Genomic DNA, 21,548 nt, shown 5'->3' with positions numbered 1-21,548 from the left:
ATGGCCCTAGAAGGGATAGCCCAGCGTAACGTGGTTAACGCGGGCTGATCTGAGAAAAAACCAATGGGTGAAACGGCTAACAGTTTCCTCTTAGACAAACATATTACTGGAACCGGGCTAGTGCCACCCAAAGGAAGCTTCTTTAGATAGTAACTAGTCGTTAACCTATTAGGCGTTGGCCATGTCGTTAACCTATGAGACGTTGACCATTTAGAGGCACTAAAACCATTTAAAGGGGCGGTATCAAACGCCATAGTGCCGGCTGAGAATGTGGAAATGACAACTATCAATAGACCGCTTAAACCAATTAGTGACTCTCCAATCCGTTTATTACCATTTGTAGGCATAAGCAGATCCTAATAAATTTAGATGCCCGGACAGTCCGAAGCGAGAGACTTAAACTGTAAACAAACTAAAACGCTAGTCTAGTGTCGCGAAGCTTAAGCCCCAACTACGCTCTTTCGGAGAAATCAAACTTGCCTACGTCAAGACTTAAAGGTGTTTTTGTAGTTCTTTTTGATTTAGCACTGGGGTAATCCAAATTTCCGCACCCAGAGCTGAAAAAAACTTTTCGTTATAAGCCATCAGATGATCCTGCCGCTTCTCCTCAAGAATAAAAATAGCCGCGCGCTTACCATCCTCTAAAAAGAAATAGGAGGATTCAGGCTCAGCCGAAGCGATAAAATCATTGAAGGCTCTCGGCATGGACTTGTCTGCGATAGCATTATTGCCACTCTTAACGGGGATCAGGATTTTCATTAACAGGCGCATCGGGCTTCCTCTGTTGGGGAATTAAGGTTTAGGCTCCAACCATAGTCAATACCAGACCAATTAAGCGATATGAGGTGACTAATCCCGCTGAAGGACACTGGTGGCTAAGTAGAGTTCTTATGCTTCTACCATGTTTCTACTGCCGTCTTCCGCGCCTGAACCCCTCTCGTGCCAGTGAATCCACTTTAAATCCACCACCATCACGGTATAAAGCACCGGCACCAGTAGCAAAGTACCGCAGGTTGCCAATATCAAGCCTCCTATCTGGGCAAAACATAAAGGCTGCCAAAGAGGACCACCATGGAAAGCGAGAGGCACCAGGGCGCAGGTAGTAGCCGCTATTGTGATCAGGATTGGTCTTAGTCGTAGGATCCCCGCGTCCAACAATGCCTCTCTGAAAGGATCGCCTGCGGCATGACGCACTTCTATAAAATCAAACAAGACAATAATATGGCTGACAATTACCCCTACCAAGCTTACTATCCCCAGAAAAGCCATAAACCCGAATGGCTGGCCAGTAACATAAAGCGCGGCAAGGGCACCCACCATACCCAGTGGTACGGTGGCAAATACCACCAAGGGCTTCAATAAGTTACTAAACTGGAAAACCAGAGCCAAAAAAATGGCCCCCGAGGAAACACCAAGTATCATGAGTAGCTGTGCAAACCCATGTGTTGAGTTAGCCGCATCTCCAGAAGCTTGTATTTGATAACCACTGGGCAGCGTCTTTTGCAAGGCATCTAATTCATCTTTTACATCTCCCATAATATCGGAGGCAATAAATCCTGCATAAGGGTACGCAAAAACAGAAATCGTGCGAAATTTTTCCAAACGACGAATTCGCTCAGTTCTAAAGTCAATTCTTGTTGTAGCCACCTGCTCTAGGGGAACTCTTACTTCCGTATCTGATGAAAACACATAAAGGTTGTTAATATCCTGCAATTGCCCACGCTGATCCAGTCGGAGGCGAATAACGATTGGTATTTCTTTGTCCCCCTCCCGTAATGTGGATACCTCACTACCATTAATTGCCGTTGATGAAGCCTGGGCAATATCCGCATTAGTGACTCTAGACATCGCTGCCCGGTCTTCAAGAACATTCATATAAACCGCAAGACTCCTCTCTCCCCAGTTCTGGCGAACCGTGCGAGCATATGCCGATTTCTGTACAATATTTTTCACTCTCTCGGCAACATCTCGCAAGATAATAATATCCTTACGCTCTTCCTCAGAACCGGTTGTCACACGCCCCGACACCCTTATTTCAAAGGGATAATCTACCGGGGTAGTTTGCAGTTGGCGCACATCCAGATCGGCTCCGGGGATATTCTTACTGAGTGCTTCCTGAATAAACGGCACCAACTTTGGAGTCAGATTTTTATCATTGATACGGATAATAATTTGACCATAATTAGCTTGCTGTGGCCGAGGGTTCACTGTATACCAAAAACGCGGTGCCCCTCCACCAACGGTAGTACTCAGTGCCTGTAGAATTGGTTCATCAGAATTCCCACCATTTTCTTTTTGATACTTTTCTATTGTTTGTCTAATCACCTGCTCCGCTTGTTTGGCAACATTATCTGTTGCATCAATGCTTGCATCATTCTGCAACCAGACATCCACATAGGACAAATATTGAATGTCATCTGGAAAAAAGGCATTTTTCAACTGCGTTTTCAATACCACTCCCGCAATCAGAAAAAGTAGAAATCCCAGTAGTACAAGTTTCCTGTGATCTATAGCCCAGCTGGCGGTTCGATAGTACACACCTGTAAGCCCATGTTTCCGTCTCTCCTCCAGTGTTGGCTCTGTACGCTTCGGTGGACGCAAGAGAAGATTTCCTATGAAAGGCAGAAAAGTCATAGAAACTATCCGGGAGGCGATCAATGCGCAGGCCATAACAATTGGCAAACTGTGCAAAAAATCACCTTGATTTCCGGTTAGTAGTAAGAAAGGTAAATACGCAACCACATTGGTGAGCGTCGCAAAGAAAATGGCTTTCGCGAGTAGGGTTGGACCAAGCCAGGCAGCAATAAACGATGGTTTACCCGCGGCCATCTGTCGCTTGATGGCATCCCCGGCAACAACAGGATCATCCACTAAAAGCCCAAGGGCAATAATCAATGCTGCAATAGAGACTTGCTGAATATCCACCCCCATAAACTGGATAAAGCCGAAGGTCATTGCCAAGGTAATCGGGATTGAGATCATCAGTAGGACGGCGGAACGCCAATCAGAAAACCCGATAAAAGCGACAATAACCACAAGGATAATGGCTTCAACCAGCGCCTCAATAAAAAGCCCCACACTTTCCTTTACTTGTCTGGGCTGATCAGATACTTTTTCAATAATTAAATCTGGCGGCAAGTCGGCTCTAACCTGTTCCAGTAACTTTGTGAGTACCTTGCCTAGCTCGCCGATTTGCTCACCATCACGCATCTGTACCGATAAGTTGACGCTGCGATGCCGTTGCCATGTTCCATCGTGTTTAGATTTGCTGACATAGTAATTTAATAGCTCTGGTGGCGACTCATACCCCATTGAAACATCCAGTACACCCCGTAGGTACACCGGAGTACCATCATCACTCAAAGCGATAGGTACATCCCCAATTTCTTCATAATTGCTAAAGTCCCCACTGGGAAATATTGCGACATCCATATCCTCAACAGTCAGATTGCCGCCAGGAATGGTTGTATTGCGGGCATTGAGTATTGGGCCAATCATATCCGGGCGCAGGCCGTAAGAAGCAAGCCGCTCCTGGGAATAAACCAAATCGACTTGCTGTTGCAGCACCCCGGAACGCAGTACCCGCTTTACCTGCGGGAGAGTGCGAATATTCGCAGCGATGAGATCGGAGAAATCATCCAGCTGCCGATAGCTGTATTTTGCCCCAGCCACTTCGGCAAGACGCTCACGAGTTTTAGCAATATCTCGCACAAGAAAAGGCTGCCAGGAGTCGGGAAAAAATTTCTGTGCACTAAGTCGCTCATTTAAAAAACGATATCCCGCGCGCATCAACTCTTCATCGCTTTTATCAGAGGTAAAATCTACGCCGATATAACCGGGGCCCGACAGAATTTTAAATGCAGTGCCATAACCCTGTTTCTCCATCCAGCGGGAAAAGACCTTGAAGGCAGCCAAGCTATTCACCCCGTGCACTGAAAGCGGCAGGGCCACCATAATACTGACCCTCTGTTCTACTCCCTGGTTTTTATACTTGGCGCGAACCTCAGATAATGCTTCTCGAATGTTTTCTGCCCGGAGGCTAATTTCAGTAGCTCCGGCCCTTGGGCTGGCTACGGCCAAAAGCACGGCAGCCGTATCCCCAAATTCATCATTGAATTGAGTAGCCTGTGTCCCTGAAGGCAGTTGACTCTGCGCGTCAATAAGTTTCAGGTTTATATCATTAAATGCCTTGGTGACATCGGTGTGGGGGGCAAGCTGAGTTTGCACTACGGACACACCGTTAAGGGTCAGGGATTTTATTGCAAAGGAGCGCGCATCTGGCTGGTAGAGATATTCACTCTGGGCGATGGCATCTTCTATTCGTCGTGTTACCAGCTCCTCAACTTTGATGGCACTTTGCCCTGGCCATTTGGTTGTTGCTGTAGCTATACGGACGGGAATATCTGGATCCTTACTTTTGGGCATCGCGATATAAGAGATAAGCCCCCAAAACATAACCCCAACCAATAGCGCCCATGAAATGGAGGAGTTATCGACAAAAAAGCGAGCGGTATTAAAGCGGTGCTCACTTTCAGCTTCCAGAATTTCTTCTCTGGTTTTTTCGTCTTTAACCACCATTGATATTCCCTTGAGGCACTAGGGCACTATCCTTACCGTCTGACCATCCTGTAACTGTGACGCGCCATTAGACACAACCCGCTCCCCCTCCTTGAGGCCGTGTAAAATAACAATGTTGTTACCCACTACCGGCCCTGGAACCACTCTGCGCAGCTTTGCCTGTAAAACATTGTTGTCAATTTCCAATACAAAAACGGCAAAGCCTTCCGACTCATTTGACTGCGGGACCAAACATGAAAGGGGCACCACAACCCGGTTTGGCTGAGGCCGCATTTTGTCCAGTAAAAGACTCATAATCATGCCCGGTTTTAATATTGCATTGGGGTTAGGCACGGTTACGGTAATGGCAAAAACTCTGGTGCGTTCCTCTGCTTTCGGGGAAACTTCTGTGACCTGGCCAGTAAAAGTCTTGCCTGGTTGGGACTCTGTCATCATAGAGATAACACTACCCAGTTTGGCAAAGCTCAACACCACATCGGGCACATTAAAAACCACTTTGACACGAGAGATATCGGCAACCACAAAACCAACCGTATCCCTTTGCACCAGAGTGCCGACCTCTATATTGCGTTGAAGAATAATTCCGGTAAGGGGTGAACGTAATACCGTGTCATTGAGATTCTCTTTAGCGTTATCCAGGCGTGCCTTAGAACCTACAACAGAGGCCTGTGATATCTCATACTCCTCCCGGGCGGCGTCGTAATCCGGCGCCGTGATACTTGCGGTGGCAAAAAGAGCCGAAGCTCTTTTGTAGTCCAGATCTGCTTTCCTCCGGGCAGCCTCTGCTTTACTGACATTCGCTGCCGCCTCAACCACCTTGTCTCTGTATTGCTCGTCGTTGACGATAGCCAGGGGCTCTCCCTGAATCACTCGGTCCCCGCCCTGCAATATTCTTATTTTTCCAAGAACCCGGCGAGTTGGAATTTCATCGATATACCCCTCTGTTCGAAATGCTACATCTACCTGCGTATAGGGGTGGACCACAGCAGAGTATGGATAACCTTCAATACCACTTTCTGTACGAGCCACTGTAGCTTGCACAGGCACCGGACTTTTCCCCGGCGGCTCACTTTGGCAGGCCGATAGTAAGAGCAGAAACATCAGTAAAAGGGGTAAACGCAACATCGTTACACCTCCCCCACCGCTCTTTCGTATTCGGCTAACGCCCTCCAGACAGAAAGTACCGCTTTGTTGTAATCGCTGTTGGCGCGATCGAGCTGGGTTTCCGTTTCCAGTACGTTGGTTAATAGCGTCGTTTGCTCACGATAGCGGTTGATCATTACCCGTAACTTTTCCCGATATGCCGCTTGTAATTCTCGGGCTACAGCTACCGATTCCTGCGCAGTCCGTAACTTGCGCAAGCTGTCGCGCACTTCTACTTCAATTTGACCGCGCAACTCCCCCACTCTAACTTCGGCCCCAGCAATTTTACTCGCGCGGCTGGCCAGCTCATCCCGCTTGCGTCCCCAGTCAAAAATCTCCCAGCGTAAATCTAAAGCAACGATTGCCTCGGCATCGGGCACTAGGCTTACGTTAAAGAGCTTGAGATAGCTGAAGTGAAAGTCTATATCGGGAATATATTCAGATTTCTTAACATCGTAGCTGTATTCAGCCTTCTCAATGGCCAACAGTGATTCAATAAAATCAGGGCGTTGATCAAAGGCCAACACCAGGGATGCATCGGTGTCATACACGACTTGATGAGGTACAGGGAGGTGCTCGACGCTAAATGGCGTTTCTACATCGCGCCCCAATAGCGCATTGAGTCGCTCCTTGGCCGTAATCATCTCATCAATCCTGCGCTGACGCTCCAGTTGGCGCTGGGCCAAGCGGGCACGTACATCCAGCAACTCGTATTCCAGAGCCACCTGTTGGTCGACATAATTGCGCACAAGGTCACTCAGGGAACTCAAGAACAAAATAGATTCATCAATTGCCTGGAGGTCACCGATAATCCTACCCACCTCGAAATACTGCAGCTTTACCAAAAAAGCGACATCCTGCTGCGTCCAGCGCACTTTTTGCACCGCCATCGCAGTGGTGACATAGCCCTCACAGATTTCCAAGGCAATAGTGTAGAGACGGGTAAGAGGCTGGCGCGCACTGAAGGAGACGATCTCAGTAGTTCCCTGCTCGGTGGTGATCTCCACATTGTTTGGTGGGATTGGTCCTATTTCAGAATCGGGAACAAGGCTACCCTCAGGGAAGGTATAGCTCTGGGTGGTGAGGTTGTGATTGATGGCGGCATTCAGTTCCAATCGCGGGTAACGGCGTGTCTTTAGCGCCTCAACCATGTCACCCGCCTCATCAACTTCTAGAGCCGCGCCCTGCACCCGCAGGTTGGTACGAATGGCCGTTTGTACTGCATCATTGAGCGGAAGCACAGGCTCAGGGGCAGAGCTCCAGGCAGCGCCGATAAAGATCCATATTGCGAACCCGCCCTTGAACAACGATCACCCCTTCCTGGCAGCAGCACACACCCGCACAATATGCAATTATTCCAGTAAGTATATGTGCTTCATGCTCACCGCTTAGTCAGCACGCCTATCCCCACGCCAACCAGTGTATTTCCCCGATATATTTCTTTTTTTTATATCTGCCTGAGCCATTTCCCCGCCAATGAATCCTTCTCTAGGTGCTAGCGCCCGATAAAATCCGGATGCGCCACAATGAAGTTTCACCTGCCCTTTTCCATTGGCTAGGCTAATAACTGGCGGCGATCAAAACCGCTTGTTGTTGGCTCCCGAGCAGTTCTATGGCGGTGAAATTCCTACCGGTAATTGTGATTCTGATTTGCCTGATCGCCGTGGCCGGTGCACTCAGCCTGATGATGTATTTCAACCTGGATGAGCGACTGATCGAACTGTTCCAGTGGCTCAATGAGCAGGGCTGGCAAACCAGCCTGCTGTTCGTGTTAATCGTTGCCCTAGCGATCGTATTGTTGTTGCCTGGTGTTATTTTCACCATGGGCGCAGGATTTGTATTTGGAGTAATCAAAGGCACTTTGTTGGTACTGGTGGGAACCGTCCTAGGCGCAACCCTGGCCTTTCTGATTGCCCGCTACTTGCTCGGAGAGAGGCCATCACGCTGGATTATGTCCCACATAAAGCCCGCCACGGTGGGCGAAGTGATTCGTCGTGAGGGCTGGCAGATGATCATGTTAACCCGCCTGGTACCACTGTTCCCTTTCAAGCTCTCCAACTATTTCTTTGGGCTGACACCGGTTCGCTTGCGGGATTTCATACTGGGCAACGCGTTGGGGGTAATTCCCCTTACCCTGAACAATGTGTATGTAGGCTCCATCGCCGCGGATCTAACGTCCCTGGGTGAGGTGGAGGAGCGCACTACGGTGCAATGGGCGCTTTACATCATGGGCTTTGTACTGGCTGTACTGGCCTTGATCGGCCTCACACGCATGGCGCGACGCGCCCTGAAGAAGATCGTGAAAGAAGAGGATCTCTGATGCCCTGGATGAAATGGCTACCGTGGCGCTTCTTCGTACGCCGATTTGCCACCGCCCACGGTTTTCTTGATCCGCTGACATTGATGGCTCGCTTGCAGCGCTTCGCCGAACCCTCAGAAGTCAGCGAGCCCATTGAGCTACTGCGTGCGGGTGCGGTATTTCACGCCCGTGCACTGATCAATAGCAAGGTAATCCAGCACAACCTGGACTGGGTCTGGCCCTATTGGATACAACGCCAGTTTGACCCACGAGATAATTCGTTTATCCCCCGGGCTTTTTCTATTACCCACTGTAACCTCAGCCACCGCAATTGGACCGCTGTGGGGTTGCCAGACTGTGAGGCTTTGCCGGTGGTCGATCCCCGTGGCCTGGTCACACCTTATTACGATGGGTGGTCTATTGATGCCTGGGTAATCGGCGACGGTGGCGAGGAATTAACTCCCGCCTCACTCACCTACTGTGAGCAACACCAAGAACTGGATGATCACCTCTCTGTGGTCACGGAATCCGCTCGCCACGGACTCAAACTGCGCAACACTGTAGCCGTAGAAGCCATTGATGGAGCCCCCCACTGCAACATCAAACTTACCGCCAGTTGCCGGAACAGCGGCTGGCTACTGGTAGTCCTGCGCCCATGTAATCCAGAGGGGGTCAGTTTTGTACACAAGGTGCGCCTCAATGACCAAGGCCGAGGGTGGCTCATTGAAGACAAGCAAGCGGTTTTATTCAGTCAACCCATCGACAAGCACTTGGCCTCAGATTATCGCGGTGGGGATATTTACCTGCACTTGAAAGACGAAACTGGGCGTATGCAGGGTGAATGTGATGTGGGCATGGCCTCCGCTGCAGCCATGTTTCGATTAGAGCGTCACAAACCCCTGAAGCTGGAAGTTTCAATTCCCCTCGACAGCGAAACCCCTAAAGACACAGAGACGAAAAGCTGGGCGGAAAGCTTGGCAGGCCACTGCGCGCTCAAGATTCCAGACCGGGACTTCCAGTTCCTCTACGACTCAGCCATTCGCACCCTGATTCTGCACTCCCCCAAAGATGTGTACCCAGGCCCCTACACCTACAAGCGATTCTGGTTCCGGGATGCCGCCTTTATGATCCAGTCACTGCTTTACGCAGGCTTGATAGATCGCGCAGAACGGGCTTTGGATCAGTTTCCCCACCGACAAAAACGCGATGGTTTTTTTCACTCCCAGGATGGTGAGTGGGATTCCAACGGCGAAGCTCTTTGGATATTCAACTTATTTTGCCAGCTGGCAAATAAGCCGCTTAAGCAATTCTGGTGCGAGCCCATCCTCAAGGGAGCCAGATGGATTATCAACAAGCGCCTGCCCCAGGATGGCAGCCTCTGTGCGGGCCTGTTACCAGCGGGCTTCAGTGCAGAGCACCTGGGTCCCAACGACTGTTACTACTGGGATGACTTTTGGGGAGTAGCCGGATTACACGCCGCTGCCGCCATCTGCACCAGAGAAGGCATCGACGACAATGCACACCGATTCAGCACCGCCGCCAATGATTTTCAGCGCACCATTGACGAAAGCCTCAGCAGTGCTCAAGAACGGCTAGGAAGATCCGCCATGCCGGCCTCTCCCAACCGGCGCCTGGATGCCGGAGCTATCGGGTCCGTGGTGGCAGGCTATCCACTACAGCTCTACCCCCCGGATGATCCCCGCTTGATCGACCTGGCTGACTTTTTGATCGACAAATGCTTTGTCAGCGGCGGTTTCTTTCAAGATATGATCCACTCGGGTATCAATGCCTACCTCACACTACATATTGCCCAGGTCTTACTGCGCGCCGGGGATCGGCGATGCCTGGAGTTAATGCGCAGTGTCGCCAAACTGGCCTCCCCCACCGGCCAGTGGCCTGAAGCCATCCACCCCCATTCCCTGGGCGGTTGCATGGGCGACGGGCAGCATGCCTGGGCCGCTGCAGAGTGGGTCGCCATGCAGCGCAATTGCTTTGTGCGAGAGGAACAGGACGCCCTGATACTGGTCTCAGGATTACCGCCGGAATGGCTCAAGGATACGTCTGCCAAGGTCCCCATTCGCTTCGGCCCAGCGCCGACGCGCTTTGGAGTGATTTCCCTAGAGATCACTCCCGGAGTCCGCCCAAAGGTCTCCTGGACCGCAGACTGGTACGGAAAACCACCGGCCATTGCTGTTAACCCCATTGGCTTTCCACCCACACTGGTTGGCGAGGGGCTGCAATCTGTGGAGTTAAAATCCCAGTGAATATCGTCATGCTGACCAACACCTACTTACCCCATGTCGGTGGAGTGGCGCACTCGGTCGCTGCTTTCAGCGAAGAATATCGCAAGCGAGGGCACAGGGTTTTGATCGTGGCCCCGGAATTTCCAGAGAAAATCTCCGGGGAAAAGCACGTTGTACGCATCCACGCCATCCAAAATTTCAATGGCAGCGACTTCTCAGTAGCACTGCCTTTTTCACCAGATTTGAGTGATCGACTGGATCAATTCAAGCCCGATATCGTTCACGCCCACCACCCTTTTCTTCTAGGTATGACTGCCCTTCGGGTAGCCCGGCAGCGGGAGCTACCGCTGGTTTTCACCCACCACACGCTCTATGAGCACTATACCCACTATGTACCCGCTGACTCTCAAGTGCTGAAACGCTTCGTGATTGAGCTAGCCACACGCTATGCCAACCTGTCCAGCCTGGTACTGGCACCCAGCCACAGCATTGTTAAATTATTGCGCGAGCGCGGCGTTCAAACCCCCATCGCCGAGGTGCCCACGGGCGTTCAACTGGAGGACTATAACAACGGCGACGGCAGCAAAGTGCGTCGGCGCCTGGGTATTCCCAAGTCCGCATTTGTGGTGGGCCATCTGGGCCGCTTTGGTCAGGAAAAAAATCTGCGTTTCCTCTGCAATGCAGTGACGAGATTTATGCGGGATGAAGGCAACACTCACTTCCTGTTTGCCGGCAGCGGACCTCTTGAGGATGAGCTGCAGGCAATTTTTGCCAGCCGGGGGCTTTCCCAGCGTCTGCATATGCCCGGTGCAGTGCTCGGCGAGGCGCGCCGGGACATGTACAACGCCATGGACACTTTTGTTTTCGCCTCTACTAGTGAAACTCAGGGGCTAGTGCTCTCTGAGGCCATGGCTGGAGGGGTACCGGTTATTGCCCTGGATGCCAACGGCTCCCGGGAAATGGTACGCAATGGTAAAAATGGGCGACTGGTGACGGAAATAAACCTGGAAAGCTTTATTGAGGCAATCCGCTGGCTTTACCAGCTACCCCCGGAACAACGCCAGGCTCTCAACCGAGAAGCCTTAAACACCGCACGGGATTTCTCTATGCACAGCTGTGCACAGAGAGCGCTGGATCTCTATCAACCTCTGCTCAAATACGGATGGGCTCTGGATGACTCCCTCTTCGCCCAGTGGATGCGCATGCGCAATCTTATTGGTGCCCAGTGGGAGATTATCGAAGGTCTGACCGGAGCCGCCGGTGCGGCATTTGGCCAGGCACCGGAGCCATAGCCGCCCATTATGTTAAGCAGAGTTGGACTTTCCATTAGGCGCTGGCGCCGCCGCTTCAGCCGCAGCGAGTGGATCGCCAAACTGTTAGGACTCTCCACCAGCGGCCGTCAACCCCACGCACCGGGTTTGATCCTGATCCAGATTGATGGTTTGGCACATCCGGAACTCTTAAAGGCCCTTTCCGGGGGCCGAATGCCTTTCTTGAAGGGCCTGATCCGCAAAGAACACTACCGCCTGGAACACATGTTTTCCGGGATTCCCTCCACCACCCCCGCTGTACAGGCAGAGCTGTTCTACGGAGTGCGCCAGGCTGTACCGGCCTTTGGCTTTCTTATCCATGAAACCCAAAAACTCGGCCGTATGTACGATCCGGAAGTGGCCGCGCTGGTGGAAAGCAGGGATATGTTCAAACAGCGTGACCCCCTTCTGCGCGATGGCAGTTGCTACCTGAGCCTGTTTCGCGCCGGTACCAAGACCGGCGAGGCACACTTTTGCCCAGCCGATCAGGGCTGGGGCCCAGCCCTGCGCAGTGCCAGCCCCTGGACCATTGCCGTTCTCATCCTGACCAACTTATGGAGTCTGATACGCACTGCCGCACTGATTGTGGTGGAGTTGCTGCTATCCCTTGTAGACTGCATACGCGGCGTGATGCAGGGGCAAAACTTGCTCAAGGAATTGATGTTTGTCCCCACCCGGGTCGGTATCACCATTCTCTCAAGAGAATTTTGCACCATGGGGGTCAAGGTGGACATCAGCCGCGGCCTACCCATTATTTATGTCAATTTGCTCGGTTATGACGAGCAGTCCCACCGACGCGGCCCGCGCTCGGCGTTCGCCCACTGGGTATTGAAGGGTATCGACGATGCCATAGCCCGCATTTGGCGTGCCGCCCATGCCTCCGATCGACGCCACTACGATGTGTGGATTTTTTCCGATCACGGCCAGGAACAAACCAAGCCCTACGAAGAGGTCTTTGGCCGCAGCCTTGGCGATGCCCTGTCAGAAACATTGTCAGATCTTGCAAAACCGCCAGAAATTGAGCCAGGCCAAAGCAGGCACGGCGTGCAGCTGGAGCGGGCGCGCTTGTTTGGCAGCGAGTGGATGGATAAAAAAGACATAGAAAAGCAGGAGGAGTCTATTGATTGCAGCGCCAGTAAAACCCCTTTGGCACTCACTGCCCTTGGCCCTCTGGCCATGCTCTACAACCTGGAATTGGATAATATCAGCCGCGAAGAGGTCGCTCGCAAAATAGTTGAACAGGCCCATGTGCCTCTAGTGCTCTATCGGGTGGACCCCACTTCGGCAAAGTCCCCGGTGCACGGATGGTGGAAACACGGCCCGGTGAGGTTGCCCGAAGACGGCCGCAAGTTGATGGGGGACGAACACCCCTACCCCGAGCAATCCATTGCCGACATGATCAGCTTGTGCAGCCACCCCGACTCCGGCGACTTTATGATGTACGGCTGGTGCTCCAGCGAGGAACAGCCTCTGACTTTCGCCATGGAAAACGGCAGCCACGGTGCCGCCGGTCCCAGGGAAACCCACGCCTTTGCCCTAATGCCTAAAGATATACAGCCGCCAGATCCGCGGCTGGGCTACTGGCGCCCCCAGGATCTACGCACTGCTGCGAGGGCCTACCTGCGCGGCGCCCACCCGATGAAATTGGATGAGCACCAGCTGCCACAAAAAACTCTGCGAGTCATGACTTACAATGTGCATAGCTGTAAAGGAACCGACGGTACTCTGTCACCGCAGCGTATTGCCAGGGTAATCGCCCGCTACCGCCCCGATATTGTCGCCTTGCAGGAACTGGATGTGAAACGCAAACGCACCGGGGGGCTTGATCAGGCTGAGCGGCTGGCACGGTTGCTCTCAATGGATGTGCATTTTCAGCCAGCCATTAACCTCAATGAAGAGCGCTACGGCGACGCCATTCTCACTCACCTGCCGGCAAAGCTGATCAAAAAAGGAATTTTACCGGGGCCACCCAAGGGTAAGGGGCGCTTGTTCAATCCCGCTGCAGATGAACCTCGCGGCGCCATTTGGGTAGAGGTTGAGCATAATGGCAGCAAAATTCAGGTGATCAATACGCATCTCGGACTCTCGCGCGCAGAGCGGTTACTGCAGGTGGATGCCCTGCTGGGACCAGAATGGCTGAGCAACCCTCGCTGTAAAGGCGAGCGGATTTTACTCGGTGACTTCAATGCACTGCCCACTTCCGCCGAGTGTAAACGCCTCTGCGGCTACCTGCGCGATGCCCAGGAGCAAGCACCCAGGCATAGCCCTAAAGGCACTTTTCTCAAGGTGCGAATCGATCATATTTTCTTGAGCGCCGGCATTGTGATAAAAAAAGTGCGAGTGCCACGTACCGTGCTGACCCGGCAAGCTTCGGATCACCTGCCTTTGATTGTCGATATCGAGGTGCCTTTTAGGCCCGAAGCAAGCAAAACCCCTTGAAAAATCTCCAGCGGTCCCTATTAATAGCAGGAGAAGATTCGACTAAAACCCTGAAAAAACTGCGGTTTTTCGAACTCAACTCAATTTATAGCCAGCGCCTAAAAGGGATTTCCCGACTTGATGGTCCCCACCGCGAGCTATATGATTCCGGTATCGATTAAATAGCAGGAGTCGCTAAATGCAACCGCAAGCTTATACAAATACCCGTGCACTGGACCGCTCGGAATCGGCGAAGGTGTTGCGCAATACCTATGCCCTCTTGGCCATGACTGTACTTTTTAGTGCTGTCACAGCCGGTATCTCTATGGCCGTCGGCATGGGCCGCGGCATGAGCCTGATCTGCTCTCTGGGAGCCCTGGCCCTGATTTGGTTCGTTCTGCCACGCACTGCCAATTCCAGCGCCGGCATCGGTGTTGTTTTCGCATTCACCGGCCTATTGGGCGCATCTATCGGCCCATTGCTTAACCATTACCTGGGCCTCGCTGGCGGTGGCCAGATCGTAATGCAAGCTTTAGGTACCACAGCCCTGATTTTCTTTGCCCTGTCTGCTTACGTACTGACTACCCGCAAAGACTTCAGCTTTATGGGTGGTTTCCTGGCTGTTGGCCTGATCGCTGTACTGGTCTGCTTCCTGGCAGTCATCATCGCAGGCTTCTTCGGCATTCACATGCCTCTGGTCAGCGTTGCCCTGAGTGGTGTTGTTGCCCTTCTGATGTCAGGTTTCATCCTGTATGACACCAGCCGTATCATCAACGGCGGTGAGACCAACTACCTGATGGCAACGGCTTCCCTGTACCTGAATATCTTCAACCTGTTCACCAGCCTGCTGCACATTCTTGGGTTCGCTTCCTCTGACGACTAAGCATAAGTGCTGCTGAGCTAGACCCAATGCCCCGCTCTGCGGGGCATTTTACTATTTGGCCCCCTATGAAGTTTTCCCTGGCAATTTACTCCGCTCCACACGCCTCGCAATCGGCAGCCAGCGCATTGCGCTTTGCCAAAGCACTACTGGCCGAGGGTCATGAAATCTACCGGATTTTTTTCTACTGTGATGGCATACAAAACGGCAACAATATTGCCGCGCCTCCCCAGGACGAAGCCAACCTGATCAATGAGTGGCAATCACTGCAACAGAAACACAACCTGGATTTGGTCGTCTGTATCGCCGCAGCGCAGAGACGCGGTGTCTTAAGCCAGCGGGAAGCAAACCGCCTGGAAAAGCCCGCAGCCAATCTTGCAGAAGGCTTCGAACTGGCCGGCCTCGGCCAGCTCACCGATGCCGTTGCCAACTCTGAGCGCCTGATCACTTTTGGAGGTTAACAATGGGTAACCAGACCCTGGCCCTATGCAGGGCTGCACCCTATGGGAGCGCCCTGGCCCGAGAGGGGATTGAAGCTGTGCTCGCCTCAGCGGCTATGGAACAGGACGTTGATTTGTTATTCCTTGGCGATGGCGTATTCCAACTACTGGACAACCAAGCTCCAGAAGCCATAGAACAAAAAAACCTGTACCGGAACCTTATGGCACTCCCTATGTTTGGGGTCGAACAGCTCTATGTGTGCCAGCACAGCCTGGAGCAAAGAGGTATTCACCCTGACCAAATACAGATTCCCGGAGCGGAAATCTCCCTGGTTACTAAGCCAGGGAAGCTAATCGCTGCTTACCAGTGCGTGTTGAGTTTTTAAGATGACCTTACATATTGTCAGTAAATCGCCTTTTAGCAGCCAGGCCCTATACGATTGCCTACAGAGTCTCACCGAAGGCGATGCCCTACTCTTACTTGAAGACGGGGTCTACGCCCTGAAGCACCAAGCCTTGCACGACCTACAAGAAACAAAGGTCTACTGCCTGATAGCCGATAGCGAAGCCCGCGGCATACAGGCCAGCTCGACACTCGCCTCAGTAGAGATGATCAACGATGCTCGCTGGGTGCAATTATGTACCGAGCATAACCCCATCGTCAGTTGGTTCCGGTGATCAATTCAATGAGCAACCTAACTGTAAATGGCCGGGAAATCCCTCTGGATAAAGAGGGTTACCTACGAGACCTCAATGATTGGAGCCGCGATGTGGCCGAAGAACTAGCTCACGCCGAGAATATCGAGCTGACCAACGCCCATTGGGAGGTCATTGGGCTGCTGCAGGAATTTTATCGCCAGTTTGAACTGTCTCCCGCTATGCGTCCGCTAGTAAAGTTTATTGGCCAGCACCTGGGCTCGGAAAAAGGTCGCAGCATCTACCTCATGCAGCTGTTCCCCCCAAGCCCAGCCAAGATTGCCAGCAAAATTGCCGGGCTCCCCAAGCCCACCAACTGCCTCTAGGCCGAACATTTAGATATGGAGAATGACTCTGCGCTCACCGTGGTGGTGTCGGTGCTCCCACAAATAAATACCCTGCCATGTACCTAACATTAGCCGCCCATTTTGCACAGGGATCGAGATGCTAGTGGCAGTCAGGGCCGCTTTGATATGGGCCGGCATATCGTCTGGCCCCTCAAGAGTATGGGTATAGAGGCGGTCATCCTCTGGCACCAGCCGATTGAGCCACTGCTCAAGATCCCTGCGCGCGCTAGGGTCGGCATTCTCTTGAATCAGCAGGCTCGCCGAAGTATGTTGTATAAATAGCGTACAAAGTCCCTCCCCCACATTGAGCCTCGACACCCAATCGGCCACTTGGCTGGTAAACTCCTGAAGCCCCTGCCCAGACACTCTTATTGCAATCTCACCTATTGCCATACGGATTCCTATATAATTCGCGCCCGCTCTACCATTGAGACTACCGTATTTTAATATGGCACTGCACCGCGTTAACACCGACGACTATCAAGACCAGCTCCATGCAAAGGCCAAGCGCCTGGCCGAGGCCTATCGTGAATTTACCGATCTGGAGCCTGAGCTATTTCCATCTCCGCCCATTCACTACCGGCTTCGCGCCGAGTTCAAGGTTTGGCATGAAGGCGGCGTAGCTCATTACGCCATGTATCGCCAGGGTGAGTATAAAAAGCCTTTTATCATCGATACATTTACCGTGGGCTCGGAACTAATGAATCAGCTAATGCCCAAGGTCTTGGAGGCCGTTAACAGCAGCGAGATACTGCGCAAGCGCCTGTTCTCCGCCGAATTCCTTACCACTTTGAGTGGTGATGCGCTCATCACACTCATCTATCACAAAAAGCTGGAAGAGAGCTGGGAGCGGGAAGCAAGAGCCTTACAAGAAAAACTGGGCTTCCCTATCCTTGGGCGCTCGCGCAAGCAGAAAATGGTGTTAGAGCGAGATTTCGTCACCGAAAAATTGGATATCGATGGCAAGAGCTATCAGTACAAACAAGTAGAAGGCAGCTTTACCCAACCCAATGGGCACATTTGCCGTTCCATGATCCAGTGGGCCAAGAATGCCTGCGGCCAGAACTCCAGCGACCTGCTTGAGCTCTATTGCGGCAATGGCAACTTTACCATTCCACTCAGTGAAAATTTTGAGAAAGTACTAGCCACTGAAATCTCCAAGGTTTCGGTCAACTCTGCCCAGGAGAATATTCAGGTAAACGGCATCAATAATCTGGATATCGTGCGCTTATCCAGTGAGGAGTTTACCCAGGCTATCGACAAGGTTCGCCCATTTCGTCGCCTCGCTCATATAGATCTTGATAGTTACAGTTTTGACACTGTGCTGGTAGATCCCCCCCGCGCCGGTCTGGATGAAGATACCTGTGCAATGGTTGCGCGCTTCCCTCGCATTCTGTATATCTCCTGTAATCCGGGGACCCAGCTGGAAAACCTCAAACTATTGAGCAGGACCCACCGCATCGAGCGCTTTGCCTTATTTGATCAATTCCCCTACACAGACCACACCGAAACCGGCTTGTTACTGGTGCGGAAATAACGACCAATGAAGGTATTACTCGGGGGCAACTTCTTACTGCCCCCGAAACAGCCTTACATCGCTCTAATCATCACTGTAAATCAATTGAAGACCTGACAGTCCCAAATCAAGAGGAAACCTTGAAAGGGAACTTTTGAGGAGAGGGGCATTACTTCCTACCAGTTATTGCAGCAAAGCGAAACCAACACCCGAAGGAACAATTGTAGTACTTACATTTGAACAAAATGAGCACTTCTCGAAGAGATCCTCTCAATTCGGATCAAAACTGATATAAATAAGGAGCAGCACAAAAAGTAATACTCCTTATCACTTTCGTTCTGTGCCTAGCTATCCATCAAGCAATTCTCGACCAAAATGTCATATCAACAGATTCCGAGTCAAGAAGCTGCAAATACTTTCTTGTAAATTCATTATCCAGCCACAACTGACATATCTGTTCAGCCCTTTCCTGGGTTGAGGCTAAAGCGACATCAGCGTAGATGCCATTTTTACCTCGCAGAAGGAAATGAGATAACAAGCCTTCTTGCTTAGATAAAAACGCATCATCCACCTCTTTTGAGAATGCTATCAAGTCTTTCTCCGAAACACCTTCCCGGAGACGAAATGTAGCAAATTCAAAACCTATAAAATCAGCCGTTCGATTGTGATATAACATGATTCACTCCTTCTGTGGAGGTCACATTATCGGGTTAGACTCCTGACAGCATTGTGTCAGTAGTGTTTTGCAAAGATGAGCTTTTCTGCACTTCAATATAATCTGACAAGCTAACATTAGTGGGAAGTTCAAGCTGGGGCACTTCCAGGTCAAGGCTTTCAATACGATCAATTCTAAAGTCACGATAATCTTGCTTTAAACCACACCATCCACCAAGGGTCCATTTGCCACCCCAATAGAAGAGACCCAAGGGATAAACGATTCTCTTTGACCTACTGCCTACCAGGGAAGTATATGAAAGATAAATCCATTGCTTTAGACTAATCGCTTTATGAAGCTGGTCCCACAAACTGAAGTCCACTGATCTTAAATGCTTACCTGGTACCCTAACTGTTTTATGGAGGTCATACTTCCCAAGATCAGGTAAACCAGCTTCAATTTTACTTAACAGTGAAAGTGAAGATTGCTTTAACTCAGCCCCAGTCCATGAAGACAGTAAATTTAAACTAATAATAAGCGCTTCAAATTCTTCTTGTGTTAATTGCAATGGGGGAAGCTCAAACCCATTTGAAAGGCGATACCCTACACCTGCTTCACCATAAACAGGAATCCCCGATACAGAGAGATCATCCATATACCTATATATTGTCCGTTCAGAAACAGATAATTTTTCGGCAAGTTCTTTTGCAGTTATAGGCTGGTGAGCTCTTAAAATGTTCACAAGCTGAAAAAGCCTATCTGATTTCCTCATTTTGGTTACTTCTCTCTATCCATAACTAAGGAAACATTAATCAAAATAACAAACACTTTAACAGCTCAGGAAAATCTAGTCACCTCACCCAAGTTCCGCTACGCCGCTATGACAAAGCGGAAAGATTGCGCATAAGGAGCAAGACGCAGAGTGTAATCATTAATCATACCATTGAATCAGCAAATACACTCTCCGCCCCGATAAATCCTTATTATTCGCCTGCCACTTTTGAAAGATAAAATTGATAGGCACGGCTCGCAATTTCACGGCCTATCTTTTGGCCCGCTGGTACTGAAGGTTCAAAATGCACACCAGCCCAAACACGGCTGTTTCCGCAGTCTTCCTCAAACGATGTCCAAGTCGGGAAATGCAAATACATATCAGCTTGCGGTGTTATACCAGGTTCGATCTGTGAGCTTCCCGCAGGAGCTGGTACGCTATACCCTAACGTATCTCCTTGAGGTAAAAATAGGCGGCTTGTTTCTGCATGAGCTGCACAAAAACTGGCAGATGCAGAGGGATATTCCGGATGATCTGCTACAGGTAAATAGCTTGTCCATTGGCTAGCTGGCAAGTCGTTCACTGTTCCTTTGCCTACGCCACCCCAAGCAGTAACTAGCTCGTCCTTATAAATATAACGAACGGCAGAAAAAGGCCGTACTGAATTATGGCGACGCTTTTCTTTCCAAATTGCAATAGCTGTATCAAAAGCGGCCATATTGGTGAGGAAGTCATAATGAATGAAGTCCATCAACGAAAGACCTTGAGATTCAGATGCAAATACAGCAGCAAAGCCCAAGCTGAATATCTTCATATCAAACAGCTCGGCTTTCATCTTCTGCTCATCCGTCAAGCTCGCTGACGTATTCAGTACATCATTAACTTGCGCAACATAACTTGGATAGTTCCAGATTTTTGACTTCAGAGGTATTGGAGAGGTGAATTCATCCGGAGACTCATAGCTATAGGGTGTTGTCAGTGCAATTTGAGGGGTTACGAATTGCTGAACCCGGAATACGCCAGGGCGCTCCATTAAAACAGCTGGTTGCCACTTAGAAGGGAAGCGTAATTTGTATGCCGTATTAGCTGGCTTGAAATCGGTATAGTCGGCATAGGGTAAACGATGATATAGCTGATCTCCCTCATTACCCAACTGATTCATACCGTCATTGGCGCGCCCTTCCAATACCTTTCGGCCGGCATAGTTACCAATACCAATCGGCGTAGTAGTATCTTCAGAAAGGTTGTAGGGATCCAAACCTAATTCAACCAGCATGTTATCCCATTCCGGTACCAAATGTGGAAACAACCCACTTAGCACTTTATGAGATGCGTAAGAAAGTGCAATATTTAATTCACTGTTATCCGATGGCTGAGGCATCCTTGCAATGTCAGAATAAACACCTTTTGCAGTAGGGTGATAAGGTGCTGTTGCATCAAACCAGGAGTTGGTTATTAATGTCGTAAAACGTAGCACTAAAGTTGCATCATTAGCAGCGGGCGAAACCTCAAAAATTGCGCAGGCCGCAGCAGGAATTATATTCTGTACTGCAGCATTGCAACTCTCTAAGTCTACAGAGCTACACTTTGGTGGCAATGTAACATCGGCCAATTGTGGGCAAGTGAAGGCTTGAGCCTGCCAGCTAGCTGAAACAACTAGAAAACCCAAAACTCCTTTTAGAGCCTGCTTATAAAATTTATTGCTTCGCATTAAACTTCCCTTTTCATTTGATTAACATTAATAACAGAACTTTCGTCCCATAAGACATTTCCGCCGTCAGCAAAAGCCACGTAGACTATTTCAAAATTTTGACACTACTACCCCCCATTACCATTTATAGTGATCATAACGCCCGCATTACTGCAATATTGTGATACAACGCAAGCATCCTAAATATGTAGTGTCAAGCCAAGAGGAGACCAATTACCATTAGAGTTCTTCTCTTATTAAGTACTTAGATACTGCTGGCAGTTAAGCAAACGATACATATAAAGTTCTTATTAGATCGCACCTACTATTTACCAAACAGCCTAACCGATGAAAGGGACACAGCCAAATACCCCAAAATACAAGAACTTACACCCTAAAAAAGACACAAGAATGGAGTAAGAAAAGTGTTCCAAACAGTGAATTTAAAACCTACCCTAGCGCCATCTTCATATAAATAAATAACTCGAAGGAAAGTATATTCTTCAACTTAACTTTGTTGTTTTAGTCGACATGAATTTCAATTAAAGATGAGACGATCAG

The 21,548-nt window shown here is 50.4% G+C and carries 18 protein-coding genes; 10 read left to right on the top strand and 8 right to left on the bottom strand.

The features are described from left to right. Positions 1 to 492: 492 nt before the first annotated feature. The 4 genes from ACJJIO_RS18925 to ACJJIO_RS18910 form a co-directional block, all read right to left on the bottom strand. Positions 493 to 771, bottom strand: coding sequence for a hypothetical protein (locus ACJJIO_RS18925; RefSeq protein ID WP_252081914.1), 279 nt, complete (start codon positions 769 to 771; stop codon positions 493 to 495). 117 nt (positions 772 to 888) lie between these two features. Further along, entirely contained in the window at positions 889 to 4,578 is a 3,690-nt protein-coding gene (locus ACJJIO_RS18920; protein ID WP_252081915.1) for an efflux RND transporter permease subunit, read from the bottom strand. A gap of 18 nt (positions 4,579 to 4,596) precedes the next feature. Beyond that, positions 4,597 to 5,703: an efflux RND transporter periplasmic adaptor subunit gene (locus tag ACJJIO_RS18915; protein WP_444909456.1), complete on the bottom strand. Its 1,107-nt coding sequence runs from the start codon at positions 5,701 to 5,703 to the stop codon at positions 4,597 to 4,599. Positions 5,704 to 5,705: 2 nt separating this feature from the next. After that, a complete protein-coding gene (locus ACJJIO_RS18910; RefSeq protein WP_444884661.1) occupies positions 5,706 to 7,028 on the bottom strand; it encodes a TolC family protein in 1,323 nt (440 codons plus the stop codon). A 305-nt stretch (positions 7,029 to 7,333) separates the two neighbouring features. Here ACJJIO_RS18910 and ACJJIO_RS18905 point away from each other — a divergent pair, with 305 nt between their 5' ends. The 9 genes from ACJJIO_RS18905 (at position 7,334) to ACJJIO_RS18865 (ending at position 16,333) form a co-directional block, all read left to right on the top strand. Beyond that, positions 7,334 to 8,041, top strand: coding sequence for a TVP38/TMEM64 family protein (locus ACJJIO_RS18905; protein WP_444886380.1), 708 nt, complete (start codon positions 7,334 to 7,336; stop codon positions 8,039 to 8,041). Further along, positions 8,041 to 10,284 (top strand): hypothetical protein, encoded by a 2,244-nt coding sequence (locus ACJJIO_RS18900; protein WP_444909455.1) that lies wholly within the window; start codon positions 8,041 to 8,043, stop codon positions 10,282 to 10,284. Before ACJJIO_RS18905 ends, ACJJIO_RS18900 begins: the two co-directional genes overlap by 1 nt. After that, a complete protein-coding gene (locus ACJJIO_RS18895; RefSeq protein WP_444909454.1) occupies positions 10,281 to 11,555 on the top strand; it encodes a glycosyltransferase in 1,275 nt (424 codons plus the stop codon). The genes ACJJIO_RS18900 and ACJJIO_RS18895 overlap by 4 nt, the downstream gene beginning before the upstream one ends. 9 nt (positions 11,556 to 11,564) lie before the next feature. Then, a complete protein-coding gene (locus tag ACJJIO_RS18890; protein WP_444909453.1) occupies positions 11,565 to 14,012 on the top strand; it encodes an endonuclease/exonuclease/phosphatase family protein in 2,448 nt (815 codons plus the stop codon). Between the two features lie 178 nt (positions 14,013 to 14,190). After that, positions 14,191 to 14,874: a Bax inhibitor-1/YccA family protein gene (locus ACJJIO_RS18885; protein WP_444909452.1), complete on the top strand. Its 684-nt coding sequence runs from the start codon at positions 14,191 to 14,193 to the stop codon at positions 14,872 to 14,874. Between the two features lie 65 nt (positions 14,875 to 14,939). Next, complete coding sequence (tusD, locus tag ACJJIO_RS18880; RefSeq protein WP_444909451.1) at positions 14,940 to 15,332, top strand: sulfurtransferase complex subunit TusD; 393 nt, start codon at positions 14,940 to 14,942, stop codon at positions 15,330 to 15,332. Between the two features lie 2 nt (positions 15,333 to 15,334). After that, entirely contained in the window at positions 15,335 to 15,697 is a 363-nt protein-coding gene (gene tusC, locus ACJJIO_RS18875) for a sulfurtransferase complex subunit TusC (RefSeq protein ID WP_444886385.1), read from the top strand. Between the two features lies 1 nt (position 15,698). Beyond that, positions 15,699 to 15,989 (top strand): sulfurtransferase complex subunit TusB, encoded by a 291-nt coding sequence (gene tusB, locus ACJJIO_RS18870; protein WP_444909450.1) that lies wholly within the window; start codon positions 15,699 to 15,701, stop codon positions 15,987 to 15,989. Positions 15,990 to 15,997: 8 nt separating this feature from the next. Then, positions 15,998 to 16,333, top strand: a complete 336-nt coding sequence (locus ACJJIO_RS18865) for a TusE/DsrC/DsvC family sulfur relay protein (protein ID WP_444909449.1) — start codon at positions 15,998 to 16,000, stop codon at positions 16,331 to 16,333. 9 nt (positions 16,334 to 16,342) lie between these two features. Here ACJJIO_RS18865 and ACJJIO_RS18860 read toward each other — a convergent pair whose 3' ends face one another. Continuing rightward, the gene (locus tag ACJJIO_RS18860) at positions 16,343 to 16,747 is read right to left on the bottom strand and encodes a secondary thiamine-phosphate synthase enzyme YjbQ (protein WP_444909448.1); all 405 of its coding nucleotides are present in this window, start codon (positions 16,745 to 16,747) and stop codon (positions 16,343 to 16,345) included. Positions 16,748 to 16,802: 55 nt separating this feature from the next. On the opposite strand from ACJJIO_RS18860, the gene trmA reads away from it, so the two are divergent. Further along, entirely contained in the window at positions 16,803 to 17,891 is a 1,089-nt protein-coding gene (trmA, locus tag ACJJIO_RS18855; protein WP_444909447.1) for a tRNA (uridine(54)-C5)-methyltransferase TrmA, read from the top strand. Positions 17,892 to 18,225: 334 nt separating this feature from the next. Here the strand turns inward: trmA and ACJJIO_RS18850 are convergent, their stop codons facing one another. The 3 genes from ACJJIO_RS18850 to ACJJIO_RS18840 all read right to left on the bottom strand — a co-directional run bounded on the left by ACJJIO_RS18850 (position 18,226) and on the right by ACJJIO_RS18840 (position 21,008). After that, the gene (locus tag ACJJIO_RS18850) at positions 18,226 to 18,546 is read right to left on the bottom strand and encodes a hypothetical protein (RefSeq protein WP_444909446.1); all 321 of its coding nucleotides are present in this window, start codon (positions 18,544 to 18,546) and stop codon (positions 18,226 to 18,228) included. Between the two features lie 34 nt (positions 18,547 to 18,580). Next, complete coding sequence (locus ACJJIO_RS18845; protein WP_444909445.1) at positions 18,581 to 19,297, bottom strand: helix-turn-helix transcriptional regulator; 717 nt, start codon at positions 19,295 to 19,297, stop codon at positions 18,581 to 18,583. Between the two features lie 211 nt (positions 19,298 to 19,508). Then, a complete protein-coding gene (locus tag ACJJIO_RS18840; protein WP_444886392.1) occupies positions 19,509 to 21,008 on the bottom strand; it encodes a vanadium-dependent haloperoxidase in 1,500 nt (499 codons plus the stop codon). Between the last annotated feature and the right edge of the window lie 540 nt (positions 21,009 to 21,548).

It is taken from the genome of Microbulbifer mixtoriginis (SeqCode) (assembly GCF_052467235.1).
This window is presented reverse-complemented; position numbering and strand designations above follow the sequence as displayed.